At 69.8% G+C, this 16,209-nt stretch carries 15 protein-coding genes; 7 read left to right on the top strand and 8 right to left on the bottom strand.

Annotated elements, in window-relative coordinates; genetic code table 11:
• The first annotated feature begins 4 nt into the window (after positions 1 to 4).
• Positions 5 to 1,156 (top strand): Ig domain-containing protein, encoded by a 1,152-nt coding sequence (locus ACX9TP_RS47565; RefSeq protein ID WP_482977374.1) that lies wholly within the window; start codon positions 5 to 7, stop codon positions 1,154 to 1,156.
• Positions 1,157 to 1,170: 14 nt separating this feature from the next.
• On the opposite strand, the gene ACX9TP_RS47560 is transcribed toward ACX9TP_RS47565, so the two are convergent.
• Positions 1,171 to 2,529, bottom strand: a complete 1,359-nt coding sequence (locus ACX9TP_RS47560; protein WP_482977373.1) for a hypothetical protein — start codon at positions 2,527 to 2,529, stop codon at positions 1,171 to 1,173.
• Positions 2,530 to 2,727: 198 nt separating this feature from the next.
• On the opposite strand from ACX9TP_RS47560, the gene ACX9TP_RS47555 reads away from it, so the two are divergent.
• Both ACX9TP_RS47555 and ACX9TP_RS47550 read left to right on the top strand, forming a co-directional pair.
• Positions 2,728 to 3,579: a hypothetical protein gene (locus ACX9TP_RS47555; protein ID WP_482977372.1), complete on the top strand. Its 852-nt coding sequence runs from the start codon at positions 2,728 to 2,730 to the stop codon at positions 3,577 to 3,579.
• A gap of 71 nt (positions 3,580 to 3,650) precedes the next feature.
• On the top strand, positions 3,651 to 3,878 hold the full coding sequence (locus ACX9TP_RS47550; RefSeq protein ID WP_482977371.1) for a hypothetical protein: 228 nt from the start codon (positions 3,651 to 3,653) through the stop codon (positions 3,876 to 3,878).
• A 16-nt stretch (positions 3,879 to 3,894) separates the two neighbouring features.
• Here ACX9TP_RS47550 and ACX9TP_RS47545 read toward each other — a convergent pair whose 3' ends face one another.
• On the bottom strand, positions 3,895 to 4,497 hold the full coding sequence (locus ACX9TP_RS47545) for a CDP-alcohol phosphatidyltransferase family protein (protein WP_482977370.1): 603 nt from the start codon (positions 4,495 to 4,497) through the stop codon (positions 3,895 to 3,897).
• A gap of 878 nt (positions 4,498 to 5,375) precedes the next feature.
• Between ACX9TP_RS47545 and ACX9TP_RS47540 the strand changes: the two genes are divergently transcribed.
• Positions 5,376 to 6,236, top strand: a complete 861-nt coding sequence (locus tag ACX9TP_RS47540; protein ID WP_482982335.1) for a DUF4846 domain-containing protein — start codon at positions 5,376 to 5,378, stop codon at positions 6,234 to 6,236.
• 113 nt (positions 6,237 to 6,349) lie between these two features.
• Here the strand turns inward: ACX9TP_RS47540 and ACX9TP_RS47535 are convergent, their stop codons facing one another.
• The 4 genes from ACX9TP_RS47535 to ACX9TP_RS47520 all read right to left on the bottom strand — a co-directional run bounded on the left by ACX9TP_RS47535 (position 6,350) and on the right by ACX9TP_RS47520 (position 10,385).
• On the bottom strand, positions 6,350 to 7,402 hold the full coding sequence (locus ACX9TP_RS47535; protein ID WP_482977369.1) for a fatty acid desaturase family protein: 1,053 nt from the start codon (positions 7,400 to 7,402) through the stop codon (positions 6,350 to 6,352).
• A gap of 306 nt (positions 7,403 to 7,708) precedes the next feature.
• Complete coding sequence (locus tag ACX9TP_RS47530; protein ID WP_482977368.1) at positions 7,709 to 9,004, bottom strand: cytochrome P450; 1,296 nt, start codon at positions 9,002 to 9,004, stop codon at positions 7,709 to 7,711.
• Positions 9,005 to 9,450: 446 nt separating this feature from the next.
• Complete coding sequence (locus ACX9TP_RS47525) at positions 9,451 to 9,861, bottom strand: STAS/SEC14 domain-containing protein (protein WP_482977367.1); 411 nt, start codon at positions 9,859 to 9,861, stop codon at positions 9,451 to 9,453.
• Positions 9,862 to 9,968: 107 nt separating this feature from the next.
• Positions 9,969 to 10,385 (bottom strand): SpoIIAA family protein, encoded by a 417-nt coding sequence (locus ACX9TP_RS47520; RefSeq protein ID WP_482977366.1) that lies wholly within the window; start codon positions 10,383 to 10,385, stop codon positions 9,969 to 9,971.
• Between the two features lie 160 nt (positions 10,386 to 10,545).
• On the opposite strand from ACX9TP_RS47520, the gene ACX9TP_RS47515 reads away from it, so the two are divergent.
• From ACX9TP_RS47515 to ACX9TP_RS47505, 3 genes are all read left to right on the top strand, one after another.
• The gene (locus tag ACX9TP_RS47515) at positions 10,546 to 11,832 is read left to right on the top strand and encodes an ABC transporter substrate-binding protein (protein ID WP_482977365.1); all 1,287 of its coding nucleotides are present in this window, start codon (positions 10,546 to 10,548) and stop codon (positions 11,830 to 11,832) included.
• Positions 11,833 to 12,049: 217 nt separating this feature from the next.
• Complete coding sequence (locus tag ACX9TP_RS47510) at positions 12,050 to 12,928, top strand: carbohydrate ABC transporter permease (RefSeq protein WP_482977364.1); 879 nt, start codon at positions 12,050 to 12,052, stop codon at positions 12,926 to 12,928.
• Complete coding sequence (locus ACX9TP_RS47505) at positions 12,925 to 13,734, top strand: carbohydrate ABC transporter permease (protein ID WP_482977363.1); 810 nt, start codon at positions 12,925 to 12,927, stop codon at positions 13,732 to 13,734. Before ACX9TP_RS47510 ends, ACX9TP_RS47505 begins: the two co-directional genes overlap by 4 nt.
• Positions 13,735 to 13,745: 11 nt before the next feature.
• On the opposite strand, the gene ACX9TP_RS47500 is transcribed toward ACX9TP_RS47505, so the two are convergent.
• Complete coding sequence (locus tag ACX9TP_RS47500; protein WP_482977362.1) at positions 13,746 to 13,994, bottom strand: hypothetical protein; 249 nt, start codon at positions 13,992 to 13,994, stop codon at positions 13,746 to 13,748.
• 55 nt (positions 13,995 to 14,049) lie between these two features.
• The gene (locus ACX9TP_RS47495; RefSeq protein ID WP_482977361.1) at positions 14,050 to 16,203 is read right to left on the bottom strand and encodes a hypothetical protein; all 2,154 of its coding nucleotides are present in this window, start codon (positions 16,201 to 16,203) and stop codon (positions 14,050 to 14,052) included.
• Positions 16,204 to 16,209 lie beyond the last annotated feature (6 nt).

The following is a 16,209-nucleotide window of genomic DNA, read 5'->3' as shown; positions in this document are numbered from 1 at the left end:
CGCGATGAGGCGCGTGCTGCCGGGGCTGCTGGCCCTGCTGTGCGGAGTCGCGTGCACCTTCGACCCGGACCTGTCGCGCTATGCCGCCTGTGACGCGCAGGGGGACTGTCCCCTGGGCTCCACGTGCCTGGCGTCGGAGTCGCGCTGCGTGCCGGACTGCGAGGGTGCGCTGGACACGTGCGAGCCCGTGGACCCGGGGCCCGTCGCGGATGCCGGTGACTCGGGAGCCGACGCGGGTGACGACGCCGGTGCCGACGCGGGTGACGACGCGGGGCCCGGCGTGGACGCGGGCGAAGACGGCGGCGTGGACGGGGGCACGGAGGAGGTGGATGCCGGGCCGGTGGTCGCGCTCGCGCTCGACCCGGATGCGCTCGGGACGGGGCAGCAGGGCCGGATGTACAGCAGCCAGCTCCTCGCGCGGGGCGGCACTCCGCCGTACACCTTCACGGCCACGGTGGCGCTGCCGGCGGGGCTCACGCTCGACGGCGAAGGAATGCTCACCGGCACGCCCGCGGTGGCGGGGGACTTCTTCCTGTCCATCAACGTGACGGACCGGAGCACCCCTCCGCAGCAGGCGAGTGGCAGCCTCCGCCTGCGCGTCTATTCCAGGCTGCACCTCGCCGGGCCGGGCGCGCTCGTGGATGCGGTGCAGAACAAGCCCTACTCGGAGCGCCTGTCCGCCATTGGCGGCAAGACGCCCCACCGCTTCACGCTGGCCAGCGGCAGCACCCTGCCCGCGGGGCTGCAGCTCTCTGAGGATGGCAGGGTGACGGGCACCGCCGGGCCGGTGGGGAGCGCCAGCTTCACGGTGGAGGTGACGGACAGCGACTCGCCGCCCCAGGTCTCATCGAAGCAGGTGTCGATGCGGATGGTGAGCGCGGGGGGCCTCAACCTGATTGTGTTGACGCAGGGTCTGCCGGACGGGCGCGTGGGCAGCGAGTACAGCTACGCCCTGCGCTCCTATGGCGGGACGCCGCCCTTCTCGTGGTCGTGGAAGGGCGCCGTGCCTCCCGGCATCTCCGTCGTCAACGGCGCGGAAGGGGGCGTCCTCTCCGGCACGCCCACGCAGGCGGGCACGTACACGGTGACGCTCACCGTCTCGGACTCCCTGATTCAAACCGTGAACAGCGACACGCTGACGCTGAAGGTGGACTGACTGTCCCCCGTGCCTCAGGTCAGGTTCAGCAGCGGGCTGCCGGCGGGGACGAGCGGCGGGGGCAGCGCCCACAGCGCGGCGGGGTGGCGGTAGCCGAGCATGAAGGCGGTGAGGATGGCGGGCCACCGGTCCGCGAAGCCCGCCCAGTTGTACTCGGTGGGCCTGGAGGTGAGCGGGTTGCCGTCGCGGTCTCGCTGGGTGGCGGCGTAGTCGGAGAAGTTCCACGTCACCGTGCCCAGCCGCAGGCACAGCAGCGGGGTGAGGGCCTGCATCAGCTCCGGGCGGGACACCTCGTCCGGCGGCCGCGAGGACGGAGTGAAGGCGGGCTGCACCGCATCATGCTGCTCCCGCCACGCGAGGCAGTTGTTGGCGATGGCGATGAGTGCGTCGCGCGCGGCGTCCCCCGGGGCCTGGCGGGCCGTCTCGAGGAGCGCGAAGCCCGCCACCACCAGGCTGTTGCCCGACACGTCCGGCAGCAGGCGCGCGAAGTCCGACGGGGCCGGCTGCTCGCGGGTGCGGGTGATGAGGGCGTCATACGCGCGCTTCGCCTGCTGGGGCGTGGCGCCGCGCAGGGTGAAGTCGCGCAGCACGCGGTCCGGGGTGATGGCGCCCGCGCCCTGACGCCACGCGAGATACGTCTGCGCCGAGCCACCGATGTCGGTGAAGATGGCGACGTTGCCCTCGTTGAGCATGCGCTCCATGGCGCGGGCCATGGCTTCGGCCTTGTCGAGCGGCAGCATGCCGGGGGCCTGGAAGAAGAGGCGGGCGAGGCGGTGCGCGGTGGACCAGAGCGTGCGCGGGTCGGACAGCGGCTCCAGGTTCATGGCGCCTGCGAGCGCGCCGAGCGCGGCGGCCACGTCCTTCGGCAGGCCATGCCACCCGAGCGCGGTGGAGACCTTCTCCGCGCCCTCGCGCATGGCGCCGGTGAGGCCCACGCGGTCATACGCCTGCGCGGCGCCGGGCAACACCTCCCCCTGGGCGATGTCGATGATGCGCCGGGCGATGGCCGCGCCGAGCATGCCCTTTCCCGCCTCCTGCGAGGCGTGGGGCGTGAAGGCGAACCAGGACGGACGCACGCGGCTGGTGCCGCCCGGCCGGAAGTCCGGGTCCAGCAGCGCCTGGAAGGTCTGCGCGATGCCGATGTAGCCCTGGGTGATGAAGCGGTTCTGCCGCAGGGGCGTACCGGGAGGCACGCCGGTAGGAGCCGCCAGGTCCGGGACGGGCGCGCGGAGCACGTTGAGGTCGCGCAGCACGTTCTGCTCGGCGGCGGGCAGCGCTCCGGGCGCGTGGATGCGCAGCGCGGTGCGCGGGGGCTCGGCGGCCGGGAGGGGTGACGCCGCGGTGGGCGTGGGAGTCGGGCGCTTGGTCGCCATGGGATGACGGCTCCAGGGCAGGAGAAGAGGCCGCACTATCGCTGGAATGCCCCGGGGAATGCTCGCGTGGTGGCTTTGCATGGGAGCCGGAGGGGGCTCGGCGGGTGGCTCGCACTCCAGGCGCTTCGTGGCGCTACGGGTGGTTGTCCATGACCCGGCAGTCCCCAACTTTGGAGTGGAAAGGGAGGGCCGGGACCCATGCTGCGCAAGGTCAGCTGGACGGTGTTGGGCATCGCGGGCCTGTCGCTGCTGATGTGCGGTGGGTGCACGGCGAAGGCGCAGTCGGGTGACGCGGAGGCGGCGCGGCCCGCCGCACCGCAAACGCAGGCGGGCGGACAGGCGCTGCCCGCCGATGAGGCCGCGGACCTCCGGAGAAGCGTGGCCGAGCTGCGCGCGGAGATGTCGCAGCTCCAGCAGGAGGTGATACGCCTGCGCGAGCAGGTGGCGGAGCCGGGCACGGGCGGCTCGGGAGCGGGCACCGGGGAAACGCGGGACGACACGGCGCGAAGTGACGCGGAGCCTGGCACCGGTGGCTCGGGGAGCGCGGGTGTCGCGGACGCGCAGGCTGGGACAGCGAGCCCGGAGCCGGGCACGGGTGGCTCGGGGAGCGCGGGTGTCGCGGACGCGCAGGCTGGGACAGCGAGCCCGGCGCAGGGCACGGGGGGCCAGGGCGAGCAGGCCGGAGCCGCGGGCGCGGGGCAGGGCACCGGCGGCGCGGGCACTCCGCAAGGCACGGGCACCCGGGCCCCCGTGGTGAGTGACGTCCCGCCCGCGGGCTCGAACGTCCCCGCACCGCGAGGCACGGCGGTGGTGAACGCCGTCTACACGGGCAGGTTGATATCGGTCTCGCCGAGACAGGTGGTCATCGACACGGGCTCCGAGGTGTCACTGACGCTGGGAGTGGGCCCGGCCACGCAGGTGCTCCGCGACGGGAAGAGCATCGGAGCGCTCCAGCTCAAGAAGGGGGAGCAGGTCCGGGCGGTGGTGGACATGGTGGGCCAGCACCAGACGCTGGAGATCGCCGTATTGCCGGCGGCGCCGGAGGAATGAGGAGGGAGGGCGAGCCACGCTCCGTCAGTCACATGCCTCGGGCTCGTCCCTGGGGCGGAGGTTTTTCCATCATGACGGCCTATGACCGATACCGCGCGCTCCTGCGCAAGCTCCTGCTCGTGCGTGCGGGACATCCGGAGGGCGACTCCCCCGAGGAGGATGCCCTGCTGGATGCCATGGACGAGGTCTGGTCGGAGATGACCGACGGCGAGCGCTCCGCCATCGCCTCCGAGCGGGCGCGGGCGCTGGGGCTTCCGGAGTCCCACGGCACCGACTCCGCGCCTCCGCCCCAGGGCTGAGGCCCCCTGCCGCGCGCTACTTGCGCGCCGTGGGCATTGAAGACGTAGGCCCCTCGGAGGGGCCGTGGTGTGCGTGGGCCCGCGAGGACCCGGGGCCGCGAGTGCGCGCATGCAGCACCGCGCGCGAGTAGTCCACCACCGAGGCGAGCGACAGCACGCCGATGAGCGCGACGAGCGGAGACACCGCCGGCGGGAAGAGCAGTACGCACAACAGCGCCACCAGCTGCAGCGAGGTGACGACCTTGCCGAGCAGCCGTGCCTTCAATTCCACCGACCGCAAGCCCGGCACCATGCGAGCGACGATGAAGCCGATGGCGGTGCCGATGTCGCGCACCACCAGCAGCAATACCTCGGGCAGGGCGATGAGCCCGTCGAGGTAGCAGACGAGGATGGCCGTCACCATGAAGCCCCGGTCGGCCACCGGGTCGATGAGCGCGCCGATGCGCGTGGCGAGCCCCCGGTGACGGGCAATCCACCCGTCGAGGAAGTCGGTGAACGCCGCCAGCATCACCAGGACCGCGCGCAGCACCGTGTCGGGGATGACGATGAACGCCACCGCCATGGGCAGCCGCGACAGCGACAGGGTGTTGAGCAGCACGAGGTTCGCCCGGCGTTGCATATGCATTGAAAGTGCGTCCTCAACCCCCGCGATGCACGGGGCCCGGCGGATGACCGTTCAGCGGCGGACCCCACCTCAGGCAGGCAGAATGGCGGGAAGGGGAGCCAGGGGGCCGGAGTCCAAGGGGCGACGCCCCCGTGGGACGCGGGTACAGGGCCGCGGGCGGGATTCCAGCAAACAGGGGCCGGAAAGGCCGCGAGGGAACTCCGGGCGGGTGTGAATGTTCCAAGCAAGGGAGCGTCATTTCCTGTGCACCTCATCCCACCCGGAGCCTCCGCGCCGTGCATGAGCCCCACCGTGTCCCCTCCCGCGTATCGCGGGAACCGGAAGTGAATTCCCCTTCACCTCGCGCCCGGGGCGCCGCGGCCCCAGGCCCTGAGGCGCGCCGCCCCGCGCCGTTTGGCGTATCGGGGCTGCTGGTGCTGGCGCTCCTGGCTCCCGGCGCGGCGAAGGCCACGGGCCTGCCGCTGGACTCCAGTGCCCCCCGGGTGAGCCGCTCCCCATCCGCCGAGCACGAGGCCGCCGTCTCCGGCCCGAGGCGCCAGTGGCTCGCGCTCCTGGGGCAGGAATCCTCCGGGGCCATGGCCCCTTCCACCTCGGCGCACGAGGCCGACATCTCCGGCCCGAGGCGCCAGTGGCTCGCGCTCCTGGGCCAGGAATCCTCCGGGGCCATGGCTCCTTCCTCCTCCGCGCACGAGGCCGCCGTCTCCAGCCCGAGGCGCCAGGACTCCTCCGAGGCCATGGCTCCTTCCACCTTGGAGCACGAGGTCGTCTCCGGCCCGAGGCGCCAGTGGCTCGCGCTCCTGGGCCAGGAGTCCTCCGGGGCCACGCCCCCCGACACCTCCGAGCGCGAGGCGGCCCGCGACTCCGTCCTCGGCATGCGGCGCCAGGTGCTCGCGCTCCAGGGGAAGGAGCCCGCGGAGGCCTCCACCACCACCGCCGGGCCCCGGGCCCCCACCCGCGAGGAGCTGGCGCGCTACGCGTGGCTCTCCGCGGAGGCGAGCATCCGTCCGCTGGAGTCCGCCTTCGCGCCCCCGAAGGGCTACACGCGCGTCGCGGTGGAGGCTGGCTCGTTCGGCGCGTGGCTGCGGGGGCTGCCCCTGCGTCCCGAAGGCGCCCCCGTGCGCCACTTCCGGGGCGGCGAGGTGCTGGCCGGTGACGACTCGCGACTGGCGGCGGTGGCGGAAATGGACGTAGGCACGGCGAACCTCCAGCAGTGCGCCGACTCCGTCATCCGCCTCCACGCCGAGTGGCTCTGGTCCAGCAACCAGCGCGAGCACATCGCCTACCGCTTCACCAGCGGAGACGCCGCCGCCTGGCCCCGCTACGCGGCGGGAGACCGGGCGAAAGTCACGGGCTCGAAGGTGGCATGGGTGCGCAGCGCGAAGGCGGATTCCTCCCGCGCCGCGTTCCGCTCCTACCTGGACCTGGTCTTCACCTACGCGGGCACGATGTCGCTGGAGCCCCTCAAGAAGCGCCCCACGCGGGACGACGTGCGTCCCGGGGACTTCTTCGTGCTGGGCGGCAGCCCGGGGCACGCGGTGCTGGTGCTGGACGTGGCGGCCAACCCCGAGGGTCGTCGGGTGGCGCTGCTGGGGCAGGGCTTCATGCCCGCCCAGGACTTCCACGTCCTCTCACCGGGCGGAGACGACGCGCCCTGGTTCCCGCTGGACGGCGACACGTTGGCGACGCCCTTCTGGAGGCCGTTCCCGTGGTCCTCGCTGCGCCGCTTCCCGTGAGGTGAGCCCCGAAGCCGACCTTCCAGCCACCGCAGAAGCCCCCCAGCTCCTTGCGGCGGCCTTGGTGTCGGCCTTCGGCTCACGCGTCCCGGGAAGCGGGCCGCGAGCGGCCGTCACGAGTGCAGCGGCTGGCCCAGCTCCTGCTGCGAGGCAGCCACCGCCATCGAGGCGGAGGGCTCCGGCGTGCGGGTGATGAACTCGCGGATGCTGTTCTTCGCGCCCAGGTACGTGTCGAACATGTTCACCCCGTCCTCCAGCAGCCCAGCCTTCTCCAGCTCCTTGTGCATGACGGGGAGGTTGTAGAAGGGCACGGACGGGAAGGCGTGGTGCGTGAGGTGGTAGTTCACGTTGAGCGGCGCCACGAAGAAGTTCTCCAGCGCGGTGCCCTCCACGTCGCGCGTCTCGCGCGTCTCGTCGCCCTTCGGGTTCGGGTCGATGGGGTGCTCGCCCAGCGCGCGCATCCGGAAGAAGGCCATCATCACCGTCGTCGTGGGCAGCACCCACAGGAACAGCCAGTGCAGCCACGCGCCCGTCGTCACCAGCACGGTGACGAGCGTGGCCACGTACAGCCAGTAGCGCACGTGCTCGAAGGCGGAAATCTTCGGGTTCGCCTTGCCCACCAGGCGGCCCCAGTACGTCCAGGGCAGCACCACCTTCAGGTGGTTGGGGGCGTACAGGCCCAGCGCGTCCGCCATGAAGACGGCCGCCGCGCGCAGCGGCGTGCGCGGGAAGTGCCAGGACGCGTCCACCATCTGCCCCGCCCAGTACGGGTCCTGCGGCGTGTTCACGTAGCGGTGGTGCAGCATGTGCTCGTGCCGGTAGCCCGCCGTCGTCATGTTCAGCGGGAAGGCGCAGAGGAAGTCGCTCACCACGTCGCCCACCGCCCGGTTGGACAGGAAGTGGTAGTGCGCCGCCTCGTGCATCAGCGCCAGCATCGCGTGCTGCCGCGAGGCGATGATCAGCGCGGCGATGGGCCAGGCCCACCAGCGGTCCACCAGGACGACGGCGGTGAAGCATGCGGCGATGACCAGCCACTGGCTCGCGAGCGCCCACAGGGCCCGCACGTTGCTCACCTGCGACATCTCACGCGTCACGGACGCCAGGGCCTTGCGGTCAACCCGGCGGGCGAACTGGACATCCGCCTCGTCCACTACCTCGGCGTACATAGTTGGGGGGCTCCTTCTGCTTCACTGGGAAGCAGGGTGTACCTAGACTCTTTCTCCTGAAATAGGGTGGTCTGGCAAGAATATTCTTTCAGCACCGGAAGCCCTCCAGAGTGAAACTACCCTTTGAAGTCAGGAACTACCCAATGGGGGTTTTTCCTGACTTCGTGATTCACTCGCAGTGCGGTGCGAATCGACCACGGGTTGTGGGCGTCGTCGGTTTCTGGGGCAGGGCTCCAGACATGCGAAGGGCCTGGAGACCGTCTTACGGTCGCCAGGCCCTCGTTACAGCGTTCTACCGGGCTGTGGCTACGCCTCGTGCGTCCATTCCACCTTCAGGTGCTTCATCTGGCGCAGGACGATGCTCTGCCACGTGCCGTAGTCCTGGTGGGGGACGAGCTTGAGCGCCGGCAGGCGGTCCAGCAGGACGTTGGTCGTAATCTGGAACTGGAGGCGCGCCAGCGGGGCGCCCAGGCAGAAGTGGGTGCCGCGGCCGTAGGTGAGGTGCTGGGGAATCTTCTCCCGGGTGATGTCCAGCTTGTTGGAGAAGGGGCAGAGCGACTCGTCCCGGCTGCCGGCGGCGTAGAGCAGCATCAGGCGCGAGCCCGCCGGAATCTTCACGCCGCCCACCATGACGTCCTCGCGCGCGGTGCGGAGCATGGAGTGCTGGACGGAGTCGTAGCGGCTGGCCTCCTCGAGGAACTTCGGCACCAGCTCGCGGTTGGCGCGCAGCTGCTCCCACAGGCCGTGCTCCAGGGCCAGCTTCCAGGTGTTGGCCATCAGCGCGGTGGTGGACTCGTGGCCGGCGGACAGCATGGACGCGCCAATGGCCATGACGAGCTCGTCCATGGTGAGCGCCTCGCCGTCGTCCTCCACGGCCACCAGGTAGCTGGTGAGGTCCTCGCGCGGATTCTTGCGGCGCTCCTCAATCAGCCGGACGCAGTACTGCTGGAACTCGATGACGCCGTTCGCCATCTCCACCTGCTTCTCGGCGGGGATGTGCTCGAAGGTGAGCTGCTGCCAGTCCGCGCTCCAGCGCTTGATCTTCCAGACGTCCTCGGCGGGCACGCCCATGATGCCGAGGATGACGTAGGCGGGCAGGGGATAGGCGAGCTGCTCCACCAGGTCCGCGCGGGTGTCGCCGACGAACTTGTCCACGAGCTGGTGGGCCATCTTCTCGATGAAGGGCGCCATGCCGTTGATGCGCTGGGCGGTGAAGCCGCGGTTCATCAGCCGGCGCAGGCGGGTGTGGTCCGGCGGGTCCATGCCCAGGAGCACGTGCCGCGTGTCATGTCCCTTGGCGAGGATGGCCTTCGCCTCGTCCGTCAGGTGCGTGCCGCTGCCCAGCATGTCCTTGTTGGAGAAGCGCGCCGGGTCCTTGAGGATGGCCGTGATGTCCTCGAAGCGGCTCACCAGCCACATGTTCAGCATGGGGCTGAAGGTGACGGGCTCCTCCTTGCGCAGCTTCTCGAAGAAGGGGTGCGGGTTCTCCACGTGGGGGCCAGCGAACGGGTTGTACTGGGCGCCGAGGTGGGGGCAGCGCGTCGCCGCTGCGGCGTGGGCGGGGACTCCGGTCTCTTCCTGCTTCTGGACTGTCACGGGCATGGCTGACTCATCAGGTCGAGCGCGCCCCCCCGGCTCGCTCTCCCTGGTTGCGGGTTGGCTGGCAATGGAGGGGGCTGGGCCCCTTCACGCGAAACAACAGGGATGTGGGTGAGCCTGGACATGGAACAACCGAGCAGGATGGGGCTCGCCCTGGGGTTCAGCCTATACAACAAATCCCCATTTCTGTACCAGTTAGAGCGAATTTTTCTAGTGACACGGGTTTATGGTGACGCCGTGACATTCTGCCAATGGTAGATAACTGCCCGTGCTTGAAGGGTTTTCCACCCGGAGTGACGGGAGGGTGGCCATCGCGTGCGACCTCCGGGCATGCCTGACTCCGGACGCGCGGGCGGGTCGGCAAGGCACCAGACGTGGCGGGGATGACTTCGGACGCGCGGGTCGCCGGGCCCCGGAATGGGCCCGGCGGGGACCTCCGCGCGGCGGGCTCAGCCGCTCTTCTTGATCTGCTTGAGGCGGTGCTGCTCGACCCAGGCGCGAGCCTCGGGGAGCGTCTTCACGAAGACGGTCTCGAAGCGCGTCTTGCCGGTGAACAGCATGCCCAGGGCAATCACCTTGCCGAAGGTCTGCTGCACCACGTCCGCTCCGACGTAGATGGAGCCCTTGAACCAGTCGGCCTTGCCGTTCTCCGACAGGTACCGCCGCGGCTCCGCTCCCAGCTGGGACTGACCGATTTCGGCGATCATGTAGTACGGGCCGTGCTTCGCGACTTCGCCGTACACCTCCACGGCCCGCTGGATTTCCTCCAGGCTGATGTTCCCGGAGAAGGTCGCCACCACGACGTCCGGTGGCTCGTAGCGCACCTTGTGTGCGCCGATCTTCCACTCCTGTTGCTGCATGTCACTCCCTTCGGAATCCACGCGAGCATAACGCCAGGAATTGTCCTACGCGACATTCCAGACTTTCCCGGAGTGGGGATTTCAGGTTCCGGACGGGGGCCGGAGGCTCAGCCTGCCTTGCGCTGACGGGAGGCGCGGTGCTGGGTCACCCAGGCGCGGGCCTCGTCGACGTTGGCGACGAAGACAGTCTCGAAGCTCGTCTTGCCGGTGTAGAGCATGGCCAGGGCGATGGCCTTGCCGAAGGTGCGCTGCACGACGTCGGCGCCCACGTAGATGACGGCGTGGAACCACTCGGAGCGGCCATTGTCGGAGAGGTACCTGCGGCCGGCGGTGTCAATCTGGGAGCGGCCGATGTCCGCGATGCAGTAGTACTGGCCGTGGCGCTCGAAGGTCTCCTTGTAGAGCTGGGACGTGCGCTTCACCTCGTCCATGTTGATGAGGCCACTGAAGGCGACCACCAGCGTGTCGGGCGGCTCGAAGTGCGAATGGTGCTCGCCGAATTTCAACTCTTCCTGTTGCTTCATGGGGCCCCCTCCCGTCGTTCGGATGACACAATAGCGTCTGGCTTTCCCAAGCGCACGAGGCCCCCCCTGCATTCCCGGGCAGGACGGATGTTGGGGCGCGGACCCTGAGGTGCGCGGGTGCATTGACGAGGCGATGAGCGGCTGGACTCATGCCGCGCGTATGGGTCGACACAACGCCACCTTGCTCGCGCTGGGCCTCGCCGTGCTCGCCGTGACGGCGGGTGGGTGTCGGCATGCGTCAGAGGAGGGCGGCGCGCCGGCGGGGCGCACGCGGCTCGTCTTCAAGTACCAGCCGCTGTGGGGGGCGCCGGAGCCATTCCGCGAATTGCTGGCGCGCTTCGAGCGGGAGAACCCGGGCGTGGAGCTCGTCACCGAGGCGCTGCCCAATTCCTCGGACCTGGCGCACCAGTTCTTCCTGACTTCACTGGAAGGTGGGGCGGATGACTTCGACGTGCTGGTGGCAGACGTCGTCTGGGTTCCCGAGTTTGCGCGTGCTGGATGGATTGCTGATTTGTCTGAGTATTTCCCGCCCGAGCGCCTGCGCGCGGACTTCTTCCCCGGCCCGGTGGAGGCGGTGGTGGTGGAGGGGCGCACGTACGCGGTGCCCTGGTACCTGGACGTGGGCGTCCTCTATTACCGCAAGGATTTGGTGCCGCGAGCGCCGCGCACGTACGAGGAGCTGCGGCGGTACGCGCGCGAGGCGATGGCGAAGGCGCCCGGGGTGCAGGGCTACGTGTGGCAGGGGCGGCAGTACGAGGGGCTGAGCTGCAACGTATACGAGGCGCTCTGGGGGCACGGGGGCGAGGCGCTGGGCGAGGGTGGACGCGTGCTGCTGGACGCGGGGCCCGCGCGCGAGGCGCTCGCGTACCTGCGCGGACTGGTGGAGAGCGGCGTGTCGCCGGAGACGGTGACGGGGTTCTCCGAGGAGGAGGCGCGGCGCGTGTTCCAGGAGGGGCGCGCGGTGTTCATGCGCAACTGGCCGTATGCGTGGAGCGAGGCGCAGAAGCCGGACTCGCCCATTCGCGGGAAGGTGGGGATTGCCCCGCTGCCGACGGTGAGCGGCGAGCCGGGGTGGGGGACGCTGGGCGGGTGGCAGCTCGCGGTGAATGCGCACGTGTCGCCGGAGCGCAGGAGGCTGGCGGCGAAGCTGATTGCGCACCTGACGTCGCCGGAGGCGAACCTGGTGCTGGCGCTGAACTACGCGCGCAACCCGCCGAGGCCGGCCGTGTACGAGGACCCGCGCCTGCGCGCGGCGGACCCGTTCATCGCCAACCTGAAGGAGATGGTGGAGCGCTCGAGGCCGAGGCCGGTGACGCCGTACTACAACCTGATTTCAGACGTGCTGCAGAGCGAGTTCTCCGCGGCGGTGGCGGGGTTGAGGACGCCGGAAGCGGCGCTGAAGCGCGCGCAGAAGCAGGTGGACCACCTGACGGGGGTGGGGGAGTGAGGGGCTCGGGGCGGCGGAGGTTCGCTGAAGCGAGCGTGGCTCATGAATCCGGGCGCCCTCCCTTCCGGGGGAGGACTCGCGGAATGAACATTCCTTCCGCCGCTGCCGGGCGCCGGGTGGGCTGTCCCATCCCGTCATTCCGTGCAGGCCGCGTCCGCTTCCCGAATACGCCGCCAACGCGGACAGGCTCCGCATCCGGCCCACCCGGAGGTGACGCGTGAGCGGCGGAGGCTCGCTGGAGCGGGAGCGGCGGCAGGCGTACCTGCTGGTGGCGCCGGCGGTGGTGGTGCTGGCGGGCGTGGCGCTGTACCCCATCCTGGCGGCGGTGTGGCTGAGCCTGCACCGCTTCATCCTCGTGTTCGGCGAGCGGCGCTTCACGGGGTTGGACAACTATGCCTTCCTGCTGAGCGACGCGCGCTTCTGGTCGGCGCTGGGGAACACGGCGTACTTCACGCTGGTGGCGGTGACGGTGGAGCTGCTGCTGGCGGTGCCTCTGGCGCTGCTGCTCAACCGCTCCTTCCCGGGGCGCGGGCTGCTGCGGGCGTCGGTGCTGGTGCCGTGGGCCATTCCCACCGTGGTGAGCGCGAGGCTCTGGGCGTGGATGTTCAACCCCGAGTACGGCGTCATCAACCGCCTGCTGCCGGGGAGTGACATCAACTGGCTGGGAGCGCCGGGGTACGCGCTGCACGCGGCCATCCTGGTGGACGTGTGGAAGACGACGCCCTTCGTGGCGCTGCTGGTGCTGGCGGGGCTGCAAGGGATTGGCGAGGACCTCTACAAGGCGGCCCGCGTGGATGGCGCGTCGAACTGGCGGATGTTCCGGTCGATTACGCTGCCGCTGCTGAAGCCGGCGCTGCTGCTGGCGCTGCTGTTCCGCTCGCTGGATGCGTTCCGCGTGTTCGACGCGATTTATGTGCTCACGGAAGGCGGGCCGGCGAACACGACGGAGACGCTGAGCATCTACGCGTACAAGACGCTGATGCGCTCGGGAGACTTCGGGTACGGGAGCGCGCTGTCGGTGGCGACGTTCCTGTGCGTGGTGGTGCTGGCGGCGGTGTGGCTGCGGCTGTTGGGGCGAGAGGAGGGCGCACGATGAAGCGGCCGGGGCTGGGCACGGCGCTGGCGGTGGTGGCGTTCCTCACGTTCTTCCTGGGGCCGTTCTTCTGGCAGGTGATGACGAGCCTGTGGCCGGACGGCGAGCTGACCCGGCCGTGGCCCTCGCACCTGACGCTGACGAGCTACGTGAGCGTGCTGTGGGGACGGCCCTTCCTGCGGGTGGTGGCGAACTCGCTGCTGGTGGCGGCGCTGACGACGGCGTTCTGTCTCACCATGGGCGCGGCGGCCGCCTTTGCCCTGGCGAAGCTGGAGTTCCGGGGGAGGGGGCTGCTGCTGAGCGCGGCGCTGGCGGTGAGCATGTTCCCGCCGATTGCGACAGTGAGCCCGCTGTACCTGATTCTTCGCGCGGTGGGGCTGCGGGACAGCCTGATTGGACTGGCGTTGCCGTATGCGACGTTTGCACTGCCATTGACGCTGTGGGTGCTGACGTCGTTCTTCCGGCAGTTGCCAGACGAGCTGTATCGCGCGGCGAGGGTGGACGGGTGCACGCCGTTCCAGGCGTTCCGGAGGGTGCTGCTGCCCCTGGCGGCGCCAGGGCTGGCGACGACGGCGATTCTCGTCTTCATCTTCGCGTGGAACGAGTTCCTCTACGCGCTGACGTTCCTGTCCACGCCGGAGAAGCGCACGGTGCCCGTGGCCATCAGCCTGTTCGCCAGCGAGTACCGTGAGCCGTGGGGAGAGATTGCCGCCGCCTCCGTGGTGGCCACGCTGCCCCTGGTGGTGCTCACCGTGTTGTTCCAGCGGAGGATTGTGTCCGGGCTGACGGCGGGCGCGGTGAAGGAGTAGGGGCGCGAGGCTCAGTGCTCCGGCGGGCGGGTGGCCACGAGGAGCGCTGCAGCCGCCTTGTCCGGCACGGTGACGGCCTGCTGGGTGAGCGCTTCCAATGCGTCAGCATCCAACTGGGCGAGGCGCTGCTCGGCATCGGGCGGGAGTGCAAGTCCCCTTGCCTTCGCGAAGGCCATCAGAATCTCTGCACGAATTCGGGCGCGCTCCAGGGCTCGTTGCTCTTCCCAGAAAGGCGAGTCCCAGAAGGGCGCGTCCGGCATCAGCAATCAAGTCTAGACGCTACTCCCGCGAAAGGCTCGCCTCCTGGCGGTTCCTCTACCGACTCTTCGCTACCTGGGGCCGCGCCCTGGCCGCGGCAAGCTCCTGCTCGGTCATCCGTGCGTTCTTCTCCGGGAACTTGAAGGCGAAGAACCGGAAGTCGTCCTTCGCATCACCAAGCACCTTCGCCGAGATATCCACCAGCGCCTTGTCTCCACCCTGGTTGACGAAGGGCGGAATCAGGTGGGGATACTCGATGGGCTTCTTCTCGTGCAGCGCCTTCTGGGCGGCCGGGCTGTAGAAGTAGGTCGGGTCTCCCCCATCCCCGTCCTGCCGCATGTAGATGGGCGTCACGGCGGTGATGAGCCGCTCCAGCTTCTCCCGGAACTCGAGCGCTGAAGACGCGGGCGACTTCAGGTAGGCACGGGCCGCATCGCAGTTGGGATGCTTCCGCCCGTCGAACCCCGTCTTCACGATGACGTCCGTCGGCGTGAGGCACTCCGTCCACTCCTTGTGTCGCGCCACCCGGTTCATGATGGTGTGCGCCACGCCCTTCCACGCCGCCTCGCTCTGGCCAATCGCCTCGCCGCACACCGTGCCGACGAAGAGCGAGAACTCCTCCTGCAGCTCGGGCGGAACAATCGGCATCGGCGAGGACAGCCGCTCCACCTCGCCCGACAGGTCCACCGTGTTCCCCGTGCACACGCCCGACGCGAATACCCGCGAGACGAACGCGCCGCCCTCGAAGGGCGCGAAGCCGCTGTGGCTCCCAGGCTCGCTCGCCTCGTAGTCCGCGATGGCCCAGAAGGGCACCTCCCGCGTGCCCGCCACCTGCATGGGACTGATGGCCACGAACACCTGCAGCCCCGGCACCTTCTTGAGCACCTGCACGTAGTGTCTCGGCAGTTGCTTCAAGTCGAGGAGCTCGCGCTCGAAGGTGTTCTCCCGGGCCGTCACCGTCACCGTCTGGATTTCCGCCAGCAGCGTCGACACGTCGTCCGGCAGGCAGAGCGTCACGGCCGCGTACTGTTTCTCCGTGTGCTGGATGGGAAGGCTCGTCTCCAGGCGGGTGCTCTCGAGGACGTTCCGGAAGAAGTCATCCAGCTCCTCCACGCGCCACCCCTCTCCCTGCGGCACGCGGACGTACGACTTCACCGTCAGGCCCAATTCCACGGAGTCGCTGAAGTTCTCGAAGGCGCCCCGGATGCCCAGCCTTCCACCGTCCAGCTCCACCTCGAGGGACTTCAGGCGCGGCCTCGGCACTTCGAGCGCAAGCCTCGAGTCCGCGAACACACCCACGACGGGTGGCGGAGGCGGCGGCTTCTTCTTGCTGCCCTTCTTTCCCTCCGGCGCGGGCGGCGCGGGCGGCGGCTTCTTCGTGATTCCCAGCCGGTACTGGAAGCCCAGCTTCGCCGAGGACTCCATGCCGCCGAGCGCCGCGAGCCGGTTGTCGAGCACCTCCGGGCCCTCCCCACGCACCGCCAGGAAGCCTACCTTCCACAGCAGCACCTTCTCCGCGTCCGGGTGGCCCACCTCCCATTCGAGGTGCAGTGTCGCGCCCGGGTCCGGCGCCACGCCCTCCACTGGCGTGGGGAAGATGTCCAGCGTGGCCAGGTGCCCGTTGAAGAGCGCCGTGATGTCCGGCTTCAGCTGGAGGAGCGTTCCCACCCGCGGGCTCCGCACGTGCCGCTCGAAGAAGTCGGGCAGCCAGCCGGACGTCAGCTCCGCGGGCGCGAGGCCGAAGTCGATGCGCGCTCCCAAATCAAACGGAATGGCCGCCGCGTCCCCGGGCTTCACCTCCACGGGCTGGTTGCCGAACAGCAGCGGCTCCAGCTTGAAGCCCAGCCGCCCCGTGCCGATGAGCCCCATTTCGTAGATGGAGAGCCGCAATGGCTGCGTGCCCTCTCCAACCTTCTCGCGCACCACGAAGCCCCTGCCGCTGGGCGACAGGCACGTCTCCCGGCGGTGGGCCAGCCGCTTCTCCGCGAAGCAGTCGCTGGTGACAATCCACTCCAGCCGGCAGGGCACGTTGCCCACCAGGTTCTCGCTGCTGCCGCCCACCATCACCTGCCAGGTGTCCAGGCTCATCTGCGTGGGCTGCGACTGGGGCTCGGGGCGGAGCACCAGGTGTGGCACCGCGCGGATGCGCACGACGCCGTCGTAGCCGAGCGGGAGCTGGCAGTCTCCGTGGGACTCTTGAGCTGTTGCCATGTCTGT

The organism is Pyxidicoccus sp. M15 (genome assembly GCF_056858435.1).
This window is presented reverse-complemented; position numbering and strand designations above follow the sequence as displayed.